The organism is Mucilaginibacter aquariorum (assembly GCF_024498135.1).
Taxonomy (GTDB): Bacteria; Bacteroidota; Bacteroidia; order Sphingobacteriales; family Sphingobacteriaceae; genus Mucilaginibacter; species Mucilaginibacter aquariorum.
Genome location: NZ_JANHOH010000007.1, coordinates 1 through 19,441, shown reverse-complemented (window position 1 = coordinate 19,441; position 19,441 = coordinate 1). Strand labels below are relative to the sequence as shown.

Below are 19,441 nucleotides of genomic sequence, written 5' to 3'. Positions count from 1 at the left end.
CAGCATCTGTGTAAACTATTCTATTATTTTATAAAATAATAACGTAGATTTAGCTTCCAATTCAAACCAGGTGTTAGCCGGTCTATACAAATATCTAAAGTTTAAACATATATGGCTCGCTGCCATATTCAATTGCCTCCTTATATCGGCAAGCGCACAATCTTTTGAGATTGATAGTGGCCGCAAAAATGTAGATATCCCTTTCAAGCTTATACGTAATATGGTGGTGATCAAACTCAACATCAATAATAAAGGGCCGTTCAATTTTGTTTTAGATACCGGGGTTGGGCTCATGATAATTACTGAGCCGAAACTTGTGGACTCCATAAATATTACATCTAAACGCACCATTAAACTTTCGGGGCTTGGCGAAGGCGATGCCTTTGAGGCTTATGTTACCCCTCCCTTAAATGTCCAGATATCCGGCCTAAAAAGTGAAAATGTATCAGCAGCAATATTAAAGACGGATTATTTTAACCTATCCGGCTACATTGGCTTACCAATACATGGGCTTTTGGGGTATGAGTTTTTTAGCGCGCTGGGGGTTAAAATAAATTTTAGCGATACTACAATGACCGTTTGCCGCCCTAAAGACATTAAACCTTTTAGAAAAAGCCAAAAGGTGCCTATAACAATTGAGGATAAAAAACCATATCTAACAACCACAATTACTTTCCCCGATGGCAGCGAAGTACCAAATAAGCTTATTATTGACCTTGGTGCCGGGCATCCTTTATCGCTCGAAAATATGCTGCAAAAACATGGACTACCTAAAAAATCTGTTCCGGCAAATTTAGGGGTAGCACTCAACGGGCCTATAACGGGTTATTTAAGTAGGGTAAAGGCAATTGATATTGGGAAATATAGAATTAAGAATGTGATTACCTCATTCCCTGATAAAGACTATGTACAAAGAACATATAGTGTCCCGCGCGATGGCAATATAGGTACCGGAATACTAAAAAAATTCAATCTGGTATTCGATTATTCCAATGGCCTGCTTTATTTAAAATCCAACGATAAATTTAAAGCTCCGTTTGAACATGACATGAGCGGCATAGAATATTATTTAGCAGGAGAAAATCTTTCACATTTAATAGTTGGCCGCGTAGCGCCGGGTTCGCCTGCTGATGATATTGGGCTGATCAAGGATGACGAAATAACATCCATTAATTTTAAACCCGTATCAAAAATGACCACCGAAGAAATTGATGCATACTTTAAAACAACCGAACGCAGCCTGTTGCTTGAGGTATATCACGATAAAAGATACGACAGGGTTGTTATAACATTAAAGCGCCGCATATAAGCCTTAAATATGCTGTCGTAACGAACTTGTTGCGTTAGTATTCTACTAATATTTTTCTATATTTTTATCCCTAACTAATTTTTTTAAACAAACAATGAACAGATCTTTACGGGTTAATACATACCTGGGCGTTGCAATTTTGGGTTTAGCAACCATTGCAAGTTCTTGCGCCACAAAAAAACAAGCGGCAGACCGCATTGTTACGCTAAAAACTACAGCCACACCGGGCGGCTCATCTGCCACGGCCACAATTGGTACAGGTAAAAAAGAGGGCATTAAAAAATTCAGCGATCTTATTGGAAAAATTAAGGCTGATACCGGGCTTTTTAACACTTACAAGGTTGATGGCAAATACTATTTTGAAATACCGGATAGCCTTGTCAGTCGGGAAATGTTGGTAGTTACCCGTTTTGTAAAAACACCAACGGGCTTAAAATCTTTTGGCCAGCAATATGGCGGCGAAGAAGTTAACAACCAGGTTTGGAAATGGGAACGCCACGATAAACAAGTTTTTGTTCGCGTACCAAGCTACTCGGTAAGGGCCGATAGCACAAGTGACATGTATCAGTCGGTTAAAAACTCAAATCTTGACGCTGTACTGGCTTCATTCGATGTAAAAGCATACAACAAAGACACTACCGGCGTTTTAATTGATGTTACCGATTTATACAATGGTGATATTGCCGCAATAGGTTTGCCTGATAACATCAAAAAGCTTTATAAAATAAGCGGTGTTGACAACACAAGGTCATACATAGATACCGTAAAGAGCTTCCCTATTAATATCGAAGTACATACGTTAAAAACATACCGCGCGGCAGAATCGCCAACCGATAACAGCAATGCGGCCTTAACTTTTGAGTTAAACACCTCTATGCTGCTGTTGCCAAAAACGCCAATGAAAGCGCGTTTGAATGACGATCGCGTAGGCTTTTTCGGTCAAAGGCAAACTGACTATGGTACCGATGCTCAAAAGGCAGAAGCCACCGCATATATCCACCGCTGGAAACTGGAACCAAAAGATGAAGCCGCTTATGCACGTGGCGAACTGGTTGAACCCAAAAAACAAATTGTTTATTACATAGACCCAGCTACACCAAAAAAATGGGTGCCTTATTTAATTGCAGGGATAAATGATTGGAATAAAGCTTTTGAAGCGGCCGGTTTTAAAAATGCTATTGCAGGCAAAGAAGCGCCAACCAAAAAGCAAGACCCTGAGTTTAGTACCGAAGATGCACGTTACAGCGTTATAAGATACTTTGCATCTGATGTACAGAACGCCTATGGCCCGCATATATCAGACCCACGCAGTGGCGAAATATTAGAAAGCCATGTTGGCTGGTACCATAACGTGATGAGCCTTTTACGCAACTGGTTTTTTATACAAACGGCTGCCGTTAATCCAGGCGTTCGCGCTGCTAAATTTACCGATGCGCAAATGGGCGAATTGATCCGTTTTGTGTCATCACATGAGATTGGCCACACATTGGGCCTGCCGCATAACTTTGGTTCAAGCTACGCTTACCCGGTAGATTCATTACGTTCAAAATCATTTACTGATAAACATGGTACAGCGCCGTCTATTATGGATTACGCCCGCTTTAATTACATAGCACAGCCGGGCGATGGTGTAACCCACCTTTACCCACAAATTGGCGAGTATGATCTTTGGGCTGTAAAATGGGGCTACAGTTATTTCCCGGGCAAGAAAACACCAAATCAGGAAAAAGAAGTATTGGATGTTTGGACAAAAGAAAGAGCCGGCAACCCGCTTTACTATTATGGCAGGCAGGGTACTTCTATTGACCCGCGTTTACAAAACGAGGACTTGGGCGATAACGCTATGAAGGCAAGTACATATGGTATTGCCAACCTGAAAAGAATATTACCAAACATCGAAAAATGGACTTTTCAGAAGGGCGAAGACTATGATGATGTGCAAACCTTGTATAACGAGGTTATAGGCCAGTTTAACCGTTACATAGGCCACGTTACTATGAACGTTGGCGGCATGAACGAGAACTTTAAAACCTACGACCAAAGCGGCCCTGTTTATGGCTTTGTTAACAAAAACCTGCAACACGACGCGCTTGTATTTTTGAACCAACAGGTATTTACCACACCAACCTGGCTTATAAATAACCAGGAATTAAGCAAGTTTGATAACGGTGTTATTATTGGCCGTATTAAAGCCTTACAGGTAAATGCCGTTGCCAACGTGCTTAATGCATCGCGTATGGCCCGTATGTTTGATAATCAATCAAAAAATGGGGTTAAGGCCTATACGGTTGCAGATATGTTTAATGACCTGCGTTCGGGCATATTTGTAAACAGCGCACCTGATGAATACAAACGCAATTTACAGCGTGGTTATATTGATAACTTAAAAAGCCTGTTAAACGAAGATGCAAGCAGGAGCTTCCCGGGTGCAACATCAGCACAGCTGGCCAGCATTGGGCTAACGCCAATTAACATTGCTTTATCAGATATAAGGCCGATGGTGCGTGCCGAATTAGCTAAAATAAGCACAAGCCTGCCAAAAGGTGGCGACGCTTTAATATCAGCACATTATGCCGATCTGCGTTTGCGCATTAAGGAAGCATTATATCCAACCCGCCCTATTGTTAGTATTGCAGCTGGCACCCCGGGCCGTTTAAGTGAAGATGTTACACAAGCGGATAACGGTTGCTGGCCACAAACAAAATAAGAAACAAGCCTATCAAAATAAAAGCCCCCGCTAACTACGGGGGCTTTTCAATTATATCACTTTTAGAGGGCCGCAGATTACGGACAGCGATATTATTTTAACTGACTAATATTTTCAAAAAAAGCGGCTTGCAAGTCTAATAATGTTTTAACGCTCACCTTTTCACCATAGGTATCAAAACAAAGAAACTTTGCTTTTGCCGGATCATTATCTTTCCATTTTTCAAAAAAGTTAAAGGTTTCAAAAAAATAATGGTTAGTGGTTACTTTACTTTTTCCACTCGTTTGCGATGCATTGAGCCTAAAGCCAATAGCATCCATCCACTTATGCACTTTTGCGTGCAAAGACCCTCTAAAATTATCCATAGGTTAAATGTTTTTAATGTGTAACGAAAAAAATGCAATAAAGGTTTCGCAGACAAAATAAAGTTTTAAACAAAAGTGGATAGCGTTTGTGGATATCCATATCATTTTATGCGGCATTTTAAATTAAAAAATTTCCACATTAATTAATTATGAAACCAAATGTTAATAACTCCGTACAAGACACTATCACTTATAAACTTTATATGAAAAAAAACAGACTTTTTTTAACTGCTGTAGCACTTAGCCTTTTAAGTATGGGCGCGTGTAAAAAATCCACAACTCCCGGCCCACAAGGGGTACAAGGCCAAAAAGGAGTTACCGGTGCTACGGGCGCTACAGGAGCTGCCGGCCCACAGGGTGCAACAGGAGCTACAGGCCCGGCAGGCCCAGCGGGAGCTACGGGTGCTATAGGCCCAGCCGGTCCACAAGGCGCTACAGGAGCAGCCGGAGCAACAGGCCCACAAGGCCCGGCAGGAGCAACCGGTCAAACAGGCGCTACAGGCCCGGCCGGCCCACAGGGACCACAAGGCCCAGCCGGACAAAACGGCGCCCCAGGCCAAAACGGCCAGGATGGCCAGGATGGCAATGCCAATGTTCAAAATTTCCTGCTGTTGAATAAAAGTGTGACATTAACTGGCTTAACCAGGCTTTCTATTCCTGCAATTACTCAAGATGTTGTTGATCAGGGGCTGGTGCTTGTTTACTTTAGGGTAACCGGCTCTGGTAATGCTTATTATGCCCTGCCATACAGCGAAAACGATCGCGCGCTTAGCGTATCAAATTTTGGTGTTGGTTATGTAGATGTCAAAGCTAATTTTACAGCCGGCGGCTTAGATTTTAGGGTTGTGGTAATAAAAGGCACTTCAATTACTACCCTATCATTTACACACCCGGGATTAAACGTGAGAAATTTTAACCAGGTAGCTTCTACTTTCAGGTTAAACTAATGTTATTATAGCTGTACATAAATGTATACAGCATTTTTTAAAGTTTGTACAAAAGCCTCGCTATGCGGGGCTTTTGTGTTGTAGTGTAACAATCCTATTATTTGCTTATTAAAATATGTAACAATGCTATGATTATTAAATATTTAAAACTAATAAAGTGAACATTTGCACAATAAATGTGTCTTAAGCAGGGAGCCGGTAACACCCCCTATGTTTTAAAAAAATTATGAAATACCTCTATTTAATATTAGCACTTGTTTGCTTAAATATCACAAAGTCAAATGCGCAGGCAGCCAGGCAAATAAGTGGCAGTATCGTAGATTCGACCAAGCTATCGCTCCCGGGCAGTAACATAAAGTTACGTAATGAACTTGGCGACAGCACCACTACTATTGCAGATGTTGATGGTAAATTTTCTTTCCCGGCAGTAAGAGGCACCAAAATAACATTGCTCATAAGCTCTATCGGCTATCAGGGGCTTACCCGGCGCTATGCGCTGCCAGCAGATAATAAGGCTATTGTGCTTGATCCAATAATCTTAAAATCGGCAACTAAACAATTAGGGGCGGTTAATATAGTGGGCGTTAACCCTGTAGTATTTAAAGGTGATGATACTGTACAATACAGCGTTTCGGCATATAAAGTGCGCGAGAATGCCCCTATTGAAGACGTGCTGAAAAAGATACCCGGCGTTGATGTTGATAAAGACGGTAATGTATCATCGCAAGGCAAGCAAATTACCAAGGTGCGTGTAAACGGTAAGGATTTTTTTGGCGGCGATGTACAAAGTGCAACTAAAAACCTACCTGCCGATGTGATAGAAAGTGTACAGATAGTTGACGATTACGGCGACCAGGCAAACCTTACCGGCATAAAAACCGGCGAGCCCAACAAAATTTTAAACTTTACCGTCCGCAAGGATAAAAATTACGGTTACTTTGGCCAGGCAACAGCCGGCGATGGCCGCGATTGGTTACCCAAACAAGAGGATGTTGATGTTAAGAACGATAACCGTTATATAGGCCTTGTAAACTTTTTTAAATTTAAAGGCGACCAGCAGATTTCTGTTTTAGGTAACCTAAATAACACCAACGTTAATACATTTAGCTACGGCACCCCAACGGGCGGCGCCGCAGGAGGTGGTGGTTTTGGCGGCGGAGGTGGCGGTGGCGGCCGTGGAAACGCTTTGCGCGGTGGTTCAAGCGGGTCAACAACCAATGCAAATGGTATCACCAATGCAAAATCAATTGGATTAAATTTTAGGGATCAGTGGGGTAAGGCATTATCAGTGTATGGTAGCTATAGCTTTAGCCGTAACTCTACGTTTACAAATTCTACTATATTGCAAACCAATACCTCTGCAATTCAAAGTACAAGTAACCAATCAAGCCAGGAAACAAGTTCTCCAACTAACCACAGGTTTAACTTCAACCTGGAGTGGAAACCAGACACCCTTAATTACTTAAAAGTAACACCAACATTTACGTATACAGGCAGCGATGTTAATAGTGTTGATAATGTATCGTCAACCAGGGATGGTAGACCATTCCAGGCTTATTCATCAACTTCGGTAAGTAACTCTACCTCCCCAAATTATGGCGTTAGTGGCTTTTTTAATCACCGTTTTAAAGGCAGCAGGCGTAATTTAAATATTGGCTTTAACGCAAATATCAGCAAGATAACCCAATTTGATAATCCAATTTATGACTATCCTGATACTGGTAGTGTGCTGCGTTCATCGCCTGAAAACCAAGTTGTTTATACCGATAGCCGTACTAACACTTATGGGCTAAACTTTTCTTACCAGGAGCCTTTAGGAAAAAAATCGTTCTTGGAGCTTAACTATGCATTTAATCACAACTATACAGCAAGTAATATAGAAACAGATACACTTTACACCACCAATCCGGATAGGTACCATTACTACGATCTTTTAAGCAATAACTATAATTATACATTTACCACTAACCGGTTCGGCCTTAACTATCGCGTGGTTGAAAGTAAATATAACCTAACATTGGGGCTGGGCGGGCAACCTGCAACACTTGATGGTGTTAACTTAAAAACAGGGGCTGCTACAAGCATATCTACATTTAATATAATACCTGCAGCAAGCTTCAATTATAACTTTAGCCGCAGCCAGGCCCTACGTTTTAACTATAACGGAAGCAGCAATCAGCCGGCATTTAACCAATTGCAGCCGGTAATAGATCTTACCAATGCTTTATACCCGGTACAGGGTAACCCTAATTTAAGGCCCGAGTTTACTAACAACCTATCGTTGCGGTATAATATGTTTAGTTTTCAAACGGGTAATATTTTCCTGATAGGCTTAAACTATACGAAAACAGATCATAAAATTGCTCAAAATATAGTGTACTATCCGGCTAAATTTACCGCGGCAACATTAGCTGCCAACCCAACTTTAGCAAAACTCCAGGGCTCCAACCTTATTCAGTATTTAAATACCGATGGTTATTATACTGCTGGAGCTAATCTTCTATATTCGAAACCATGGAGCAACCGTAAATACACGATGATTTTTGGTGGTCAGGTAAACTATACCAACAACATTGGTTTTACCCAACAGTTAGATTCACTTAATGCAGTGATCAGCTCTGATAAAAACATAGCAAAGACATTTAGCGTTGCGCCTCAACTTCGTTTTAGAGTTAACATTACCGATGTTATTGACGCCGAATTATTTTCGAGGCTTACATTAAATAAAATCAACAACTCTCTAAATACAGGAGTTTTCAACCAAAACACAAATACCCGTTCGGTTGATTTGGGCGTAAATGGTAAAAATTATGTTTGGAAGGACTGGACCTTAAGCTATGATTACACTAAAACATTAAACTACGGATATGATAAAAGTATCGGTATTAAAAACCCCAATATTTTCAACGCTTACTTAGAGCGCAGGTTCCTTAAAGACCACAGGGGTACATTACGTTTGGCCGCATACGATATATTCAATGAAAATACCGGCTATACAACAGTACCTAATGGAAGTATTGTAACACAAAGTAATGTGAACAGGCTTGGCCGTTATTATTTATTAAGCTTTACTTTCCGACTGCAAAAATTCTCGGGCAAAGCCCCGGCATCAAATCCTGAAAGGGGTATGAGAGATGGCGGCAGCCGTGGAGACAGGCCACCCGGCGGCGGTGGCGGCAACCCTCCGGGTGGCGGCGCATTTTAAATAGATATAAAACAAAAAACCCATCTGCAAATTGCAAATGGGTTTTTTTATGCATAATAATGTTTTTTTAGTTATGGATAAGTACGGCGTTAATAACCCGTTCCAGCTCTTCCAGATCAAAAGGCTTGGCAAGATAAGATTCGGCACCGGCATGGTCGGCAAGTAATTGTATATCACTATTAGCCGAAAAATATACCACAGGAATGTTTTTTAAAGCTTCTTCTTTTTTAAGGGTTTGTGTTGCGATAATGCCCCCGGCATCGGGTATCCAATTATCCATGAGTATCACATCAGGAGATATCCCGGCAACTTTTTCGGTAATATCATTACAGTCGGTAAAGGTGTGAACCTCCCAGCCTTGTTCTTCTAAAATATAGCTACAGATAGACAGAATGTCCTCATCATCATCAAATATGATGATCTTTTTTGTTTTATCGTTCATGGGTAATGTAGGAGGGTGAAGCTATAAATAAGTTTTAAAAAAAGCAAATTTTTTAATTAAGGGTATAATGAAGCCGTTAGCCTTCTATCGTGTTTTTTTGTAATTAATGGTGCAGTGTTAAAACCGGCAATTGGCAAATTAGTTTTACGCCAATATTTTTAGAATCCTTTTCTCTCTTATAAACTGCATAATAAAGAAAAATATAACTGCAACTAAAAATATCCATTCCGAATATTCTAACAACCAGTATACAAATGGCACACTAATTAATCCCCATTCAACAATAAGTTTTAACCTCAGATGTTTTGTGTTATCGTTCATCAGTATCAGGTCTAATATTAGCATACTTATTAAGAACCCGGTAAAGAAAATACCGCCGTATAATACAATTGCAACCATCGCCATTATAAGCATTTGTGGTAGCGCCGAAATACCCGTTTTAAATAATTCAGTAACTACCAAAAACACATAGGTGCCTATTATGATACCCAATACGTTTATCCAGTTGGTGAAGTAAATTTTAACCTTAAGTTTGAAAGCGCCCGCTATGTTCCGATCCTTTTCCATTAGCCCGCCCAGCCTTCTCTATCCAAACTTCTGAAATGTATGGCTTCGGCCAAATGCTCTAACATGATCTCCTCGCTACCTGCAAGATCGGCAATGGTGCGGGCAACTTTCAGGATCCGGTCGTAGGCACGGGCGGATAGGCCCAGCTTTTCCATCGCCTTTTTTAACAGCGCCTGGCCGGCGGCAGTTATTTTACAAACATCTCTTACCATTTGCGGGCTCATCTGCGCATTGGCGTGCAAATCTGGCCGTTCTCCAAAACGTTCTATTTGTATTTCACGGGCTTTTATTACCCTGTCTCGGATAAACTCACTTTTTTCGGCCAATCGTTCAGATGACAGCTCATTAAAGTTAACCGGCGTAACTTCCACATGCAGGTCTATCCGATCCAACAGCGGCCCCGATATTTTACTTAAATATTTTTGCACTGTGCCCGGCGGGCAAATACATTCCTTTTCGGGGTGGTTATAATAACCGCAAGGGCAGGGGTTCATGCTGGCAATAAGCATAAAGCTACTGGGGTAATCAACCGTAAACTTAGCACGAGATATAGTAACCTTACGTTCTTCAAGCGGTTGGCGCATTACTTCAAGGGCGCTGCGCTTAAATTCGGGCAATTCATCTAAAAACAAAACGCCGTTATGCGCCAGCGAGATCTCGCCTGGTTGTGGGTTACTGCCGCCGCCAACCAAAGCAACATCGCTAATAGTATGGTGCGGCGACCTAAACGGCCTTGTAGTAACCAGCGCATCTGCGGCAGATAACTTTCCTGCTACCGAATGGATCTTGGTAGTCTCTAACGATTCATACAAACTCAATGGGGGCAATATGGAGGGCAACCTGCGGGCCAGCATGGTTTTACCAGCTCCCGGCGGGCCTATTAATATCACATTATGCCCGCCTGCTGCGGCTATCTCTAAAGCGCGTTTAATATTTTCCTGTCCGCGCACCTCACTAAAGTCGCTATCATAAGCGGTAAGGCTGTTAAAGAACTCATCGCGGGTATTTACTACTTCCGGCTCCAGGGCGGTATCGCCATTAAAGAAATCGGAAACCTGTTTAATGTTCTCTACGCCATAAACTTCCAGATTATCAACAATAGCGGCTTCGCGAGCGTTTTGTTTGGGCAGGATGAATCCTTTATAACCTTCTTTACGCGCCTGTATAGCAATAGGTAACGCGCCTTTAATGGGCTGCAGGCCACCGTCAAGCGATAGTTCGCCCATGATAAGGTATTTCTCTAAGTCCTCAGATTGGATCTGTCCTGATGCTGAAAGTATCGCAACGGCAATTGTTAAATCATATGCAGAACCCTCTTTACGGATATCTGCCGGCGCCATATTTACTACAATACGCTGCCTTGGCATACGGTAACCGTTTGTTTGCAGAGCCGTTTCTACCCGCTGCATAGATTCGCGTACAGCATTATCCGGCAGACCAACAATAAAATAAGCCAGTTTGCCTCCGCTTATATTCACTTCAACTGTAATGGTAATAGCCTCTATACCATAAACCGCACTTCCAAAGGTCTTAACTAACACATGATAGGTTTTTGTTATGCGAAAGATATAGAATTTATTTGAGGGGAGGAATTGTTAAATATAGTTGGGCATTACCTTCGGCCCGGGCTTACGCTCATACAGCACGGGCATTAGGCGCAAGGCCGGTATCCGCTTCAATCCCTAATGCAATTCTGGTGCTGCACACAGTACGCAGCAGCACCGGGATAATTATGAGGGTTTATTTGCCGGCAGAATTATTTTCTGATTTAATCTGAGTAGCAAATTTCTCCAATTCGGTTTTTGAGTATCCGTTTATAACTGCCAACCCCGAACTTATCTGCGCGTTCACAATGGCTGTGTAAATTAGTTTATCATCTATTATAAATGCCAATCTCTTGTTTATGGAATTCCCCGTAGCCATCCGAAATGCGTTTGTACCCCGTTCGTTGAATTGTATAAATATCTCGGATGCGCCCGGCTCTAGAGCGTCTCTTATCTCTAACGTTTTAAAATTGTTAACAGGAATGATAAGCCGGGGGTTGATGAAATAGCTTTCTTTATTATTTAACTGTTGCCTTTGATAGTTATTCTTTTTATCTGCAACATAATACCAGCCCGTTTTTAAAACAGGTTTAGCATTTGACGCTATAGTGTGTTTGGTGTTGTACTTTAATGGCACCCATAAAATTGCCAATATTAAAGCAAGTGATTTGAACATAGTACTAGATTTTAGGTATTTTAAAAAATCGGCAACGGTCAGTAAAAATGTTAGGGAAAGACCCAGCCTACATGCATAACGTTGCCAAAAAATTTGATGTGGCGATGTAGTGAATTACAGCTACTACCAACAAAAAACCCGCGCTATTATGGCGCGGGTTTTTTGTTCTGCATGATATTGTTTATCTGATAAAGCAAAGGCCGCAGGCAAATAATACATTTACCAACAGCACTACCGAAAAAAGATTTTTATTATGTACGCTTATAGTGGCCAGGCGACTGTTCAATTGTTTAAACATGCGGTTATTTAACAGGATAAAGTGGTTTATCAACAAGAAAAATACTGCACCAAACAAAATAGCCACATACGCCGCCATATCAAGTTTTAGCCATTGTGCCTTAACCATCAGCTTTGTAAGCAGCATGGCATTTGTTAACACGACAACCAATAAAAAGCTCACGTTAAACAACGATTTAAACTGAGGCAGTTTGCCCTGACCGAAATTTTTGAAGCTCCACCTGTAAAACATTACATAAATGGATTGATAAGCTTTTGTCATGGTGTTAATAATTAAGTGAACAGATTGGGTTAATTATACAATAGTTATATTCGGGTTATTGTATGGTTCAATTATACAAAAAACATTTTAAAAAGATATATTGTTTTGAATTATTTTAATTATCAAAATTATATATAGGTAAAAACAAAATTATCGGAACTAAATTACACTTTGCGGTTGTCCCTGAATTACCAAATGTAGTACTTTTCTAATTTGACTGCACACCATTACAAAGGTTTAATCACCCCGTTTATTCCGCAAACGTTGCCAGTAAGTTAACATTTGGGTCTATTTTTATCTCTGGTTTTGCCGATGCTGCCGGGACACTAAACGTTGTAGCTAAAGCTTTAACGTCCCACTTGTACAGCTTTCCATCTACCGAGCACTCCAGCGAAAACTGATAAGGTTTTTCCTGTAATTGGTTTATGTGTATGGCAACTGTTTTGCCAGCGACGTTATAATCCCAGGTTATTTTTAATTGCGGGTGCCCCGCTGTTCGCAGCCATTGAGCGAAGAACTGTTTCAGGTTTGCCCCGCTGGCTTTTTCCATTACTACACACAGGTCATCCGTGTTGGCGTTGCCGCCGTTGTATTGTTTATAATAATTAGCAACACCTCTCCAAAATGCTTCATCGCCAATTTTACGGCGCAGCATATGCAATACCCAACCACCTTTTTGGTAGGCATTGGCATTTAGCATACTTATCATTGTCCCTTTAAATGTAGAATCAACTACCGGGGCCAGGTACTTCTTTTCAAAACTGAAAACCACTTCTCTATCGGCGGCCAGGCGAGTTTTTAAAGTATCTGCGCCGTAGGTGCCCTCCAGGTACAAGTTAGCCATGTAGGTGGCAAAACCTTCACTTAGCCATACGTGTTCCCATGATTTCTCGCTAATGGCATCGCCAAACCACTGATGAGCAATTTCGTGCGCCATTAACGCCTCAATGCCTTTATCATTTACCGATTTTTCATAATAGAATATGGCTCCTGCGTTTTCCATCCCCCCGAAAATAGTTTTAGACTGCACATTAGCCAGCTTCTTATAAGCGAACGGACCGATCTTTTTTACAAACCATGGCAATATCTTAGTCGCTACGGCATAGCTTTTAAAGCCCACTTCTTTATCCTCGGGGAATACATAGGTGTACACCGGCGTGCCTCCCGGACTGCCCGGACTAGACACCGCAAAATCGGCAACACCAATTACCATAACTTTCGTAGGCAGTTTAGCGGTTTCGCTCCAGTGGGTAAGTTTCTTATTGCCCGGCAGGGGTTTTTCTAAAACCTTTAACCCATTTGCAACAACTTTATATCGGGCGGGGGCGGTCACTAAAAACTCTACTGATGCCTTATCAGCAGGGTGATCAACGCATGGTAACCAGTTGCGGGCACGGTTAGCCCAATTATCGCCAAAAAATGTACGGTGCTTATATTGGTTGGTAGATATAATAAGCCCATCTGTAGGGATTCCCTGATAAGTAATAATATAACTATGCATGGAACCTGCAATTGCATTTGTATTGATAATAACCTTATCGCTATCCTGTGTAAACTTCAGTGCCTTGCCATTTTCTTTTAAGGCGGTTACCAACATGCCTTTGCCTTCGCTGTTCTTTTTAGCCAGGTCCAATTCAAAATTGCTTGCCGCTTTTAAAAATTTGGCCGTAATAGTTGCCTGTCCTTTTATCACATTGTCTGCATCATTTAAGGTAATGGCAAAGCGGTAGTGCTGCACATCAATAGTTGCGCCTGGTTGCTGGGCTTTAACAGTTAAACTAAAAACAAGCGGTGCAAAAAGCAGCAGGTATAGGTTTTTACGCATAGGTAATATTACAAAAAAATTCTATTTAGGCTACCTGCCTGCTTAGTATTTCTTTCGACGTAAACCTCCCCCCGCCTGCAATAAGCAACATAAGGAGCGTGCTGGTTACTTTAATTATTTCCACAACACCTCCCAGCCCGTAACCCTGAGCGAGGTTAGCTATGGCCGGTTTTTATCGTAAAAAAACATTTAGTAGACCAACACTAAGTTTAATAGACAAACAGCAATATACCCTGGTACTTATTAACCTTTAATACTTTATTTTTACATCAGCAATGCAACAGGCAACCCACATAAGAAACAATAAATGGCAAACCGCCCTGCCGCAGGTATGCTTTTGGGTACTGATAACCCTGCTGTTTTTGTATGAACGCCGTTACCTGTTACACAAAATTGGATTACCACACCTTTTTGCCTGTGTAAGTGTAAGGCTGCTGTTGATAATGGCGCTGGCTTATTTGAACCTGTATGTACTTATTCCCCGGTTTTTGAATAAAGAGCGGTATTGGCTTTTTGGGGTACTGCTAATTTTGTCGCTTGCTTTATACGTGGGCTTGCAAAGCGCCTATGATGTGTTCCTGTTTGGTTTTATAATTGGCGATATCCGCTACGGAAACTTTTGGTATTCGCTCCCTTATAATACGGTAAGTTCTGCCTGGTATTTGCTGATAACCGTGAGCTTTAAAATAAGCCTTGACTGGTATCGGCATAAAAAAGAAATAGCGACTGCGGCAGATGCGGTTGAAATAAAACCTGAAATGCCCGAGCACCTCTATCTAAAGTCGGGGGTTAAAACCATAAAAGTTTGTATTGCCGATATCATTTACATACAAGCGCTTAAAGATTATTCTATCATTTACACCAATGCAGATAAGGTTATCACCAAAGGATCGCTAAAACATATTGAAGGCATTTTACCCGCTGGCGCTTTTCTGCGGGTGCATAAATCATACATTATTGCCAAAAGCAAGATAGCCGCGGTTGAGCGCAGCAGGGTATTGTTGAACGGGCAGGTAGCTATCCCAGTTGGCAGGAATTTTCAGGATCGACTGGAAGGGTTTTAATTTTTACCCTTTATGATGCTTCCTCAAACTTTGAAAATCGATATAATACAGCACCTTTAACGAAAAGTTATTGTTTTGCGGCTGGTTCACGGTATCGTTAAGGTTACGTAAATAGCTTTGTGTAGCAATGTTTGTGTTGGTATAAGTCGAATTTTTCCAGGCCAGGCTTAGCTCGCTACCGGGCGAAAACTGCCAAACATATATCATATCCACATTCCAGATATTGGCATTCTGATCTATGTTATGGTTAAAATCGTTCGAAGTTAAACTTGTCAGATACCCGTCCTGCCCCAGGCTAAAAAACTCTTTATTGTTCACCTTGCTCCAATAATGCCTTAAGCGCAGGTTTAACCCCATTATACTGCTAAAGGTGTATTTAAGGGTGAAAATATTATCAACCGTGTGCACATTTCGTAAAGCAAAAACATCGGCCCCGCTATCATCAAATGTTGCAAAGCCGGTATAATTTATCCGCGGACTAATAGTTACATCCTGCCCGAAAGAGAATTTATTACTGAGGCGCACATTATAAAAAAGTTCCAGATCGTTGCCATGCCCGCCGTGCCCGTTAGCCATCCATTGGTCTGAATACCAGAACCCACCCGATAGCGTTTTAGCTCGGTTAGTACTTAAATTCCAGTTGAGCACAAAATTTTGAGGGGCTTTAAAAACCCGCCCGGCAACACGCGGCTCATAAAAATCATTCCCTTCTACCCTGTAATGGCCATTAATATTTACCTGCCAAAAGTTTTTAAAGCTGCCGTTAGCGCCAAAGTTTTGGTTAAAGTATTGGTAAGCAGACGGCGATACCCTGTAAGATGAGTAAGTATTTGTCCAAACGTTCCATTGAGTAAACAGGTGCTTGGGCTTGTAGTTGGCGTATTGCAGGTTTAGGTTATGATCTAAAAAGTTGTTGTTGAACAATATCCCCAGATCATTAGGGTCGTATTTACTGTCAACCCTGTCCTGCGATACATTCCAGGTAAAATTACCAGCTACCTTACCAAAAACTACTTCATAATTATAGCCTGTTACGGTTTGCTCGCCTTTATAAAACTTATTGCTCATTAAGCCATAACCTGCCAGGTTATAGGTGTTCTTTTTGTTATTCAAATTAAAAACAACGCCGCCTACATCGGCAGAATAATCTTTACCAAAACGGTTAACATTGGTGTTGATAAATGTTACGGCCGAATTATTTTTTAGGTTTTGATCCAGCACAATGATATTATAATTGGTAACCGGACTGGTTTGCACTACCCGGCGATTGCCCGTAGTAGAGTCTTCTATTGTTGCATAGGCAGTGTTGGTTAATCCATTAAATACACCGATACCCAAACCATTGGATAACCTGCCGGATAGCTTTACCGCGTTTATCAGCTTAGTTTCCGTTGGGTTGCTGATAATAGCTTCATGATCATTCAGCGTTATATCATTGTAATGCAGCGGCTGCCCGCCAACCCTGCGCGAATAAAACAGGTTGCCTTTATTGAATAACTCTGTTCCCTCGGTGAAAAAAGAGCGGTTCTCGTTATATTTTACTTCAAAGGGGGTAAGGTTTAATATTCTGTTATCAGACTGTACCTGTCCAAAATCGGGAATCAGGGTAAGGTCGAGGGTAAAGCTTTCGTTAATGCCATATTTAACATCCATACCACCGTTTACAGATGTTGTTGTGTTAGCCAGTCCAGGGGTGTTGTATGGATAATGGTTTAAGTAGGTAGAAAAATAGGGGTAGAAAGCCAAACGCACCGGCGGCACAATTTTTTCCAGCCCTGTTAATATCCCTTCCTGATTCATAAGGCCGGTCATTTTAGGGTCTAACTCGTTCCAAAAAAGTTGCTGCTGTAAATTCTGGCGTTTACGTATCAGGTTCATGCCCCAGGTTTGCACATCTTTTTTAGCAAAGCGCAGGGCCGAGTAAGGGATCTTCATTTCGCATGTCCAGCCAAGGCTGTCAATGTTTACCTTGCTTGTCCATACCGCATTCCAGGTTTCATCCTCCGTATTTCCGTTGGGATTAGGTGCGTATTTGGCATCAAATTGTCCATTTGTTGAAGTAACAAAAAAGCCGGAGCCATTGATGCCATCTTTATAGGTATCGAAAATTATCCCAATAAAATCGGCATTCCCTACCTGGTCTCTTGTTGCAAATTCACGTGCTATTTTAGTTGGGTCTTTTTCATACATACGCGCCCCTACATAAATAGCCGTATTATCATAAATGATCTTTACCTCGGTACGGGTCTCCTGTTTCTCATGGTTTCCGGCGTTGGGCTGCAATTCAACAAAATCAGTAGCTATGGGTACATTTTGCCATACGGCGTCATCCAAAACACCATCCATTTTTGGCGGCGTTTCGGTTTTGATAGCAACTAACGTTTTTTTTGTTTTTTGGGAAAAGGCATTTAACGTTATAGCAGAAAACAATATGGCAAGTAAAAAGACCTTCATTTAGGGTGGTTAATAGTTTTCATAAGATGCATTGAGATGACTAAACGTTACAGGATATTTTGTTAAATGTTAGTTAAGGAGTGTAAACTATGCTTATAATTGATTTTTATTTAATAGGAACTGGTTATGCTTCAAAATCTTAACTTTGTGTCCTCAAAAATTAGGAATTAATAATGTTTGAAAATTTATCGGATAAACTCGACAGGGCCTTTAAAGTACTGAAGGGTCAGGGATCAATTACAGAAATAAACGTGGCCGAAACCATGAAGGAGATACGCAAAGCGCTCCTGGATGCCGACGTTAACTATAAAACAGCCAAAACCTTTACAGATGATGTAAGGCAAAAGGCATTGGGCGAAAACGTATTAACCTCGATATCGCCGGGCCAGCTTTTAACTAAGCTAATGAACGATGAGCTTACCGAGCTTATGGGCGGTACCACTGCCGAGCTGGAACTAAAAGCATCGCCAACCATCATCTTAATAGCAGGTTTGAACGGTGCGGGTAAAACAACTTTTACCGGTAAACTGGCCAACTACCTAAAAACACAAAAAGGCAAAAAACCATTATTGGTTGCCGATGATATTTATCGCCCCGCGGCTATTACCCAATTACAGGTTTTAGGCGAGCAAATTGGCGTTCCGGTTTATGCTAACCTGGAATCGAAAGATCCGGTTGCTATTGCCCGCGAGGGTATCGCATTAGCTAAGCAGAATGGCCATAACGTGGTTATTATAGATACCGCCGGCCGTTTAGCTATTGACGAAGCCATGATGGTTGAGATTGAGCAGGTTAAAGCCGCCGTTAACCCACACGAGATCTTATTTGTGGTTGACTCCATGACAGGCCAGGATGCTGTGAACACCGCCAAAGTGTTTAATGATCGCCTTGACTTTACCGGTGTTGTTTTAACCAAGCTGGATGGTGATACCCGTGGTGGTGCTGCGTTATCTATTAAGTCGGTTGTTAACAAGCCGATAAAATTCATTGGTACCGGCGAAAAGATGGAAGCGCTTGACGTTTTCCACCCAGATCGTATGGCATCGCGTATTTTGGGTATGGGCGACGTGGTTTCGTTGGTTGAGCGTGCACAACAGCAGTTCGACGAAAAGGAAGCTGCCGAGCTGCAACGCAAGATCCGCAAGAACAAATTCGACTTTAACGATTTTTACAGCCAGATACAACAGATCAAAAAAATGGGTAACATGAAAGATCTGATGGGCATGATACCGGGTGTTGGTAAAATGATGAAGGACGTAGAGGTTAGTGACGACTCTTTTAAGGGCATCGAAGCTATTATTAACTCTATGACACCAAAGGAGAAAGAAAACCCCGACCTGATCAACCCAAGCCGCCGTAATCGCATTGCCAAAGGTTCAGGCACAGACCTGCAGGAGGTTAACCGCCTGATGAAACAGTTTGACGATATGCGTAAGGTGATGAAACAAATGAGCAACCCCGCAGCCATGGCCAATATGATGCGCCGGATGCCGAAGATGTAATCACCATAATAAATAAAGCAAAAAGCCCCGGTATAATATCGGGGCTTTTGTTTTATTGTTGTCCCGTCCTGAAATAAGTTGACAGCTAAGTTGACTTAATATGAAAAAACAGGAAAACAGTATCACAAGGCGCAGTCAGCGCGATTACAGTCTTGCCTTTAAATTGCAGGTTGTTCAGCAAGTAGAAAAAGGCGAGCTCAGTTACAAAAAAGCCCAACGCCATTATGGGATCCAGGGAAGAAGTACAGTATTGGTTTGGTTAAGAAAACATGGTA

General features: G+C 41.6%; 15 protein-coding genes. 7 read left to right on the top strand and 8 right to left on the bottom strand.

What is annotated here, in order from left to right; all coding sequences use genetic code 11:
- Positions 1-70 precede the first annotated feature (70 nt).
- A complete protein-coding gene (locus NPE20_RS20040; protein ID WP_256540483.1) occupies positions 71-1,309 on the top strand; it encodes an aspartyl protease family protein in 1,239 nt (412 codons plus the stop codon).
- Between the two features lie 94 nt (positions 1,310-1,403).
- Entirely contained in the window at positions 1,404-4,016 is a 2,613-nt protein-coding gene (locus tag NPE20_RS20035; protein ID WP_256540482.1) for a zinc-dependent metalloprotease, read from the top strand.
- A gap of 92 nt (positions 4,017-4,108) precedes the next feature.
- Here the strand turns inward: NPE20_RS20035 and NPE20_RS20030 are convergent, their stop codons facing one another.
- A complete protein-coding gene (locus NPE20_RS20030; protein WP_256540481.1) occupies positions 4,109-4,381 on the bottom strand; it encodes a hypothetical protein in 273 nt (90 codons plus the stop codon).
- A 203-nt stretch (positions 4,382-4,584) separates the two neighbouring features.
- On the opposite strand from NPE20_RS20030, the gene NPE20_RS20025 reads away from it, so the two are divergent.
- A complete protein-coding gene (locus NPE20_RS20025; protein ID WP_256540480.1) occupies positions 4,585-5,328 on the top strand; it encodes a collagen-like domain-containing protein in 744 nt (247 codons plus the stop codon).
- 226 nt (positions 5,329-5,554) lie between these two features.
- On the top strand, positions 5,555-8,533 hold the full coding sequence (locus tag NPE20_RS20020; RefSeq protein WP_256540479.1) for an outer membrane beta-barrel protein: 2,979 nt from the start codon (positions 5,555-5,557) through the stop codon (positions 8,531-8,533).
- Positions 8,534-8,600: 67 nt separating this feature from the next.
- Here NPE20_RS20020 and NPE20_RS20015 read toward each other — a convergent pair whose 3' ends face one another.
- The 6 genes from NPE20_RS20015 to NPE20_RS19990 all read right to left on the bottom strand — a co-directional run bounded on the left by NPE20_RS20015 (position 8,601) and on the right by NPE20_RS19990 (position 14,146).
- A complete protein-coding gene (locus tag NPE20_RS20015) occupies positions 8,601-8,975 on the bottom strand; it encodes a response regulator (protein ID WP_256540478.1) in 375 nt (124 codons plus the stop codon).
- A 144-nt stretch (positions 8,976-9,119) separates the two neighbouring features.
- On the bottom strand, positions 9,120-9,542 hold the full coding sequence (locus tag NPE20_RS20010) for a hypothetical protein (protein WP_256540477.1): 423 nt from the start codon (positions 9,540-9,542) through the stop codon (positions 9,120-9,122).
- A complete protein-coding gene (locus NPE20_RS20005; RefSeq protein WP_256540476.1) occupies positions 9,542-11,083 on the bottom strand; it encodes a YifB family Mg chelatase-like AAA ATPase in 1,542 nt (513 codons plus the stop codon). Before NPE20_RS20005 ends, NPE20_RS20010 begins: the two co-directional genes overlap by 1 nt.
- 199 nt (positions 11,084-11,282) lie before the next feature.
- Positions 11,283-11,762 (bottom strand): SecDF P1 head subdomain-containing protein, encoded by a 480-nt coding sequence (locus tag NPE20_RS20000; protein WP_256540475.1) that lies wholly within the window; start codon positions 11,760-11,762, stop codon positions 11,283-11,285.
- 181 nt (positions 11,763-11,943) lie between these two features.
- Entirely contained in the window at positions 11,944-12,321 is a 378-nt protein-coding gene (locus NPE20_RS19995) for a hypothetical protein (protein ID WP_256540474.1), read from the bottom strand.
- A 250-nt stretch (positions 12,322-12,571) separates the two neighbouring features.
- Entirely contained in the window at positions 12,572-14,146 is a 1,575-nt protein-coding gene (locus tag NPE20_RS19990) for a M1 family metallopeptidase (RefSeq protein ID WP_256540473.1), read from the bottom strand.
- A 275-nt stretch (positions 14,147-14,421) separates the two neighbouring features.
- On the opposite strand from NPE20_RS19990, the gene NPE20_RS19985 reads away from it, so the two are divergent.
- Positions 14,422-15,210 (top strand): LytR/AlgR family response regulator transcription factor, encoded by a 789-nt coding sequence (locus NPE20_RS19985; RefSeq protein WP_256540472.1) that lies wholly within the window; start codon positions 14,422-14,424, stop codon positions 15,208-15,210.
- Positions 15,211-15,213: 3 nt separating this feature from the next.
- On the opposite strand, the gene NPE20_RS19980 is transcribed toward NPE20_RS19985, so the two are convergent.
- Positions 15,214-17,664: a DUF5916 domain-containing protein gene (locus NPE20_RS19980; protein ID WP_256540471.1), complete on the bottom strand. Its 2,451-nt coding sequence runs from the start codon at positions 17,662-17,664 to the stop codon at positions 15,214-15,216.
- 173 nt (positions 17,665-17,837) lie between these two features.
- On the opposite strand from NPE20_RS19980, the gene ffh reads away from it, so the two are divergent.
- Both ffh and NPE20_RS19970 read left to right on the top strand, forming a co-directional pair.
- Entirely contained in the window at positions 17,838-19,166 is a 1,329-nt protein-coding gene (gene ffh / locus NPE20_RS19975; protein WP_256540470.1) for a signal recognition particle protein, read from the top strand.
- 100 nt (positions 19,167-19,266) lie between these two features.
- Positions 19,267-19,441 (top strand): helix-turn-helix domain-containing protein (locus NPE20_RS19970; RefSeq protein ID WP_256540661.1); only part of this gene is annotated, 175 nt, incomplete at its 3' end.

Coding starts and splice junctions, on each gene's coding strand:
- NPE20_RS20035 (WP_256540482.1), top strand. CDS start 1,404: ATGAACAGATCTTTACGGGTTAATACATACCTGGGCGTTGCAATTTTG.
- NPE20_RS20030 (WP_256540481.1), bottom strand. CDS start 4,381: ATGGATAATTTTAGAGGGTCTTTGCACGCAAAAGTGCATAAGTGGATG.
- NPE20_RS20025 (WP_256540480.1), top strand. CDS start 4,585: ATGAAAAAAAACAGACTTTTTTTAACTGCTGTAGCACTTAGCCTTTTA.
- NPE20_RS20020 (WP_256540479.1), top strand. CDS start 5,555: ATGAAATACCTCTATTTAATATTAGCACTTGTTTGCTTAAATATCACA.
- NPE20_RS20015 (WP_256540478.1), bottom strand. CDS start 8,975: ATGAACGATAAAACAAAAAAGATCATCATATTTGATGATGATGAGGAC.
- NPE20_RS20010 (WP_256540477.1), bottom strand. CDS start 9,542: ATGGAAAAGGATCGGAACATAGCGGGCGCTTTCAAACTTAAGGTTAAA.
- NPE20_RS20000 (WP_256540475.1), bottom strand. CDS start 11,762: ATGTTCAAATCACTTGCTTTAATATTGGCAATTTTATGGGTGCCATTA.
- NPE20_RS19995 (WP_256540474.1), bottom strand. CDS start 12,321: ATGACAAAAGCTTATCAATCCATTTATGTAATGTTTTACAGGTGGAGC.
- NPE20_RS19990 (WP_256540473.1), bottom strand. CDS start 14,146: ATGCGTAAAAACCTATACCTGCTGCTTTTTGCACCGCTTGTTTTTAGT.
- NPE20_RS19985 (WP_256540472.1), top strand. CDS start 14,422: ATGCAACAGGCAACCCACATAAGAAACAATAAATGGCAAACCGCCCTG.
- NPE20_RS19980 (WP_256540471.1), bottom strand. CDS start 17,664: ATGAAGGTCTTTTTACTTGCCATATTGTTTTCTGCTATAACGTTAAAT.
- ffh (WP_256540470.1), top strand. CDS start 17,838: ATGTTTGAAAATTTATCGGATAAACTCGACAGGGCCTTTAAAGTACTG.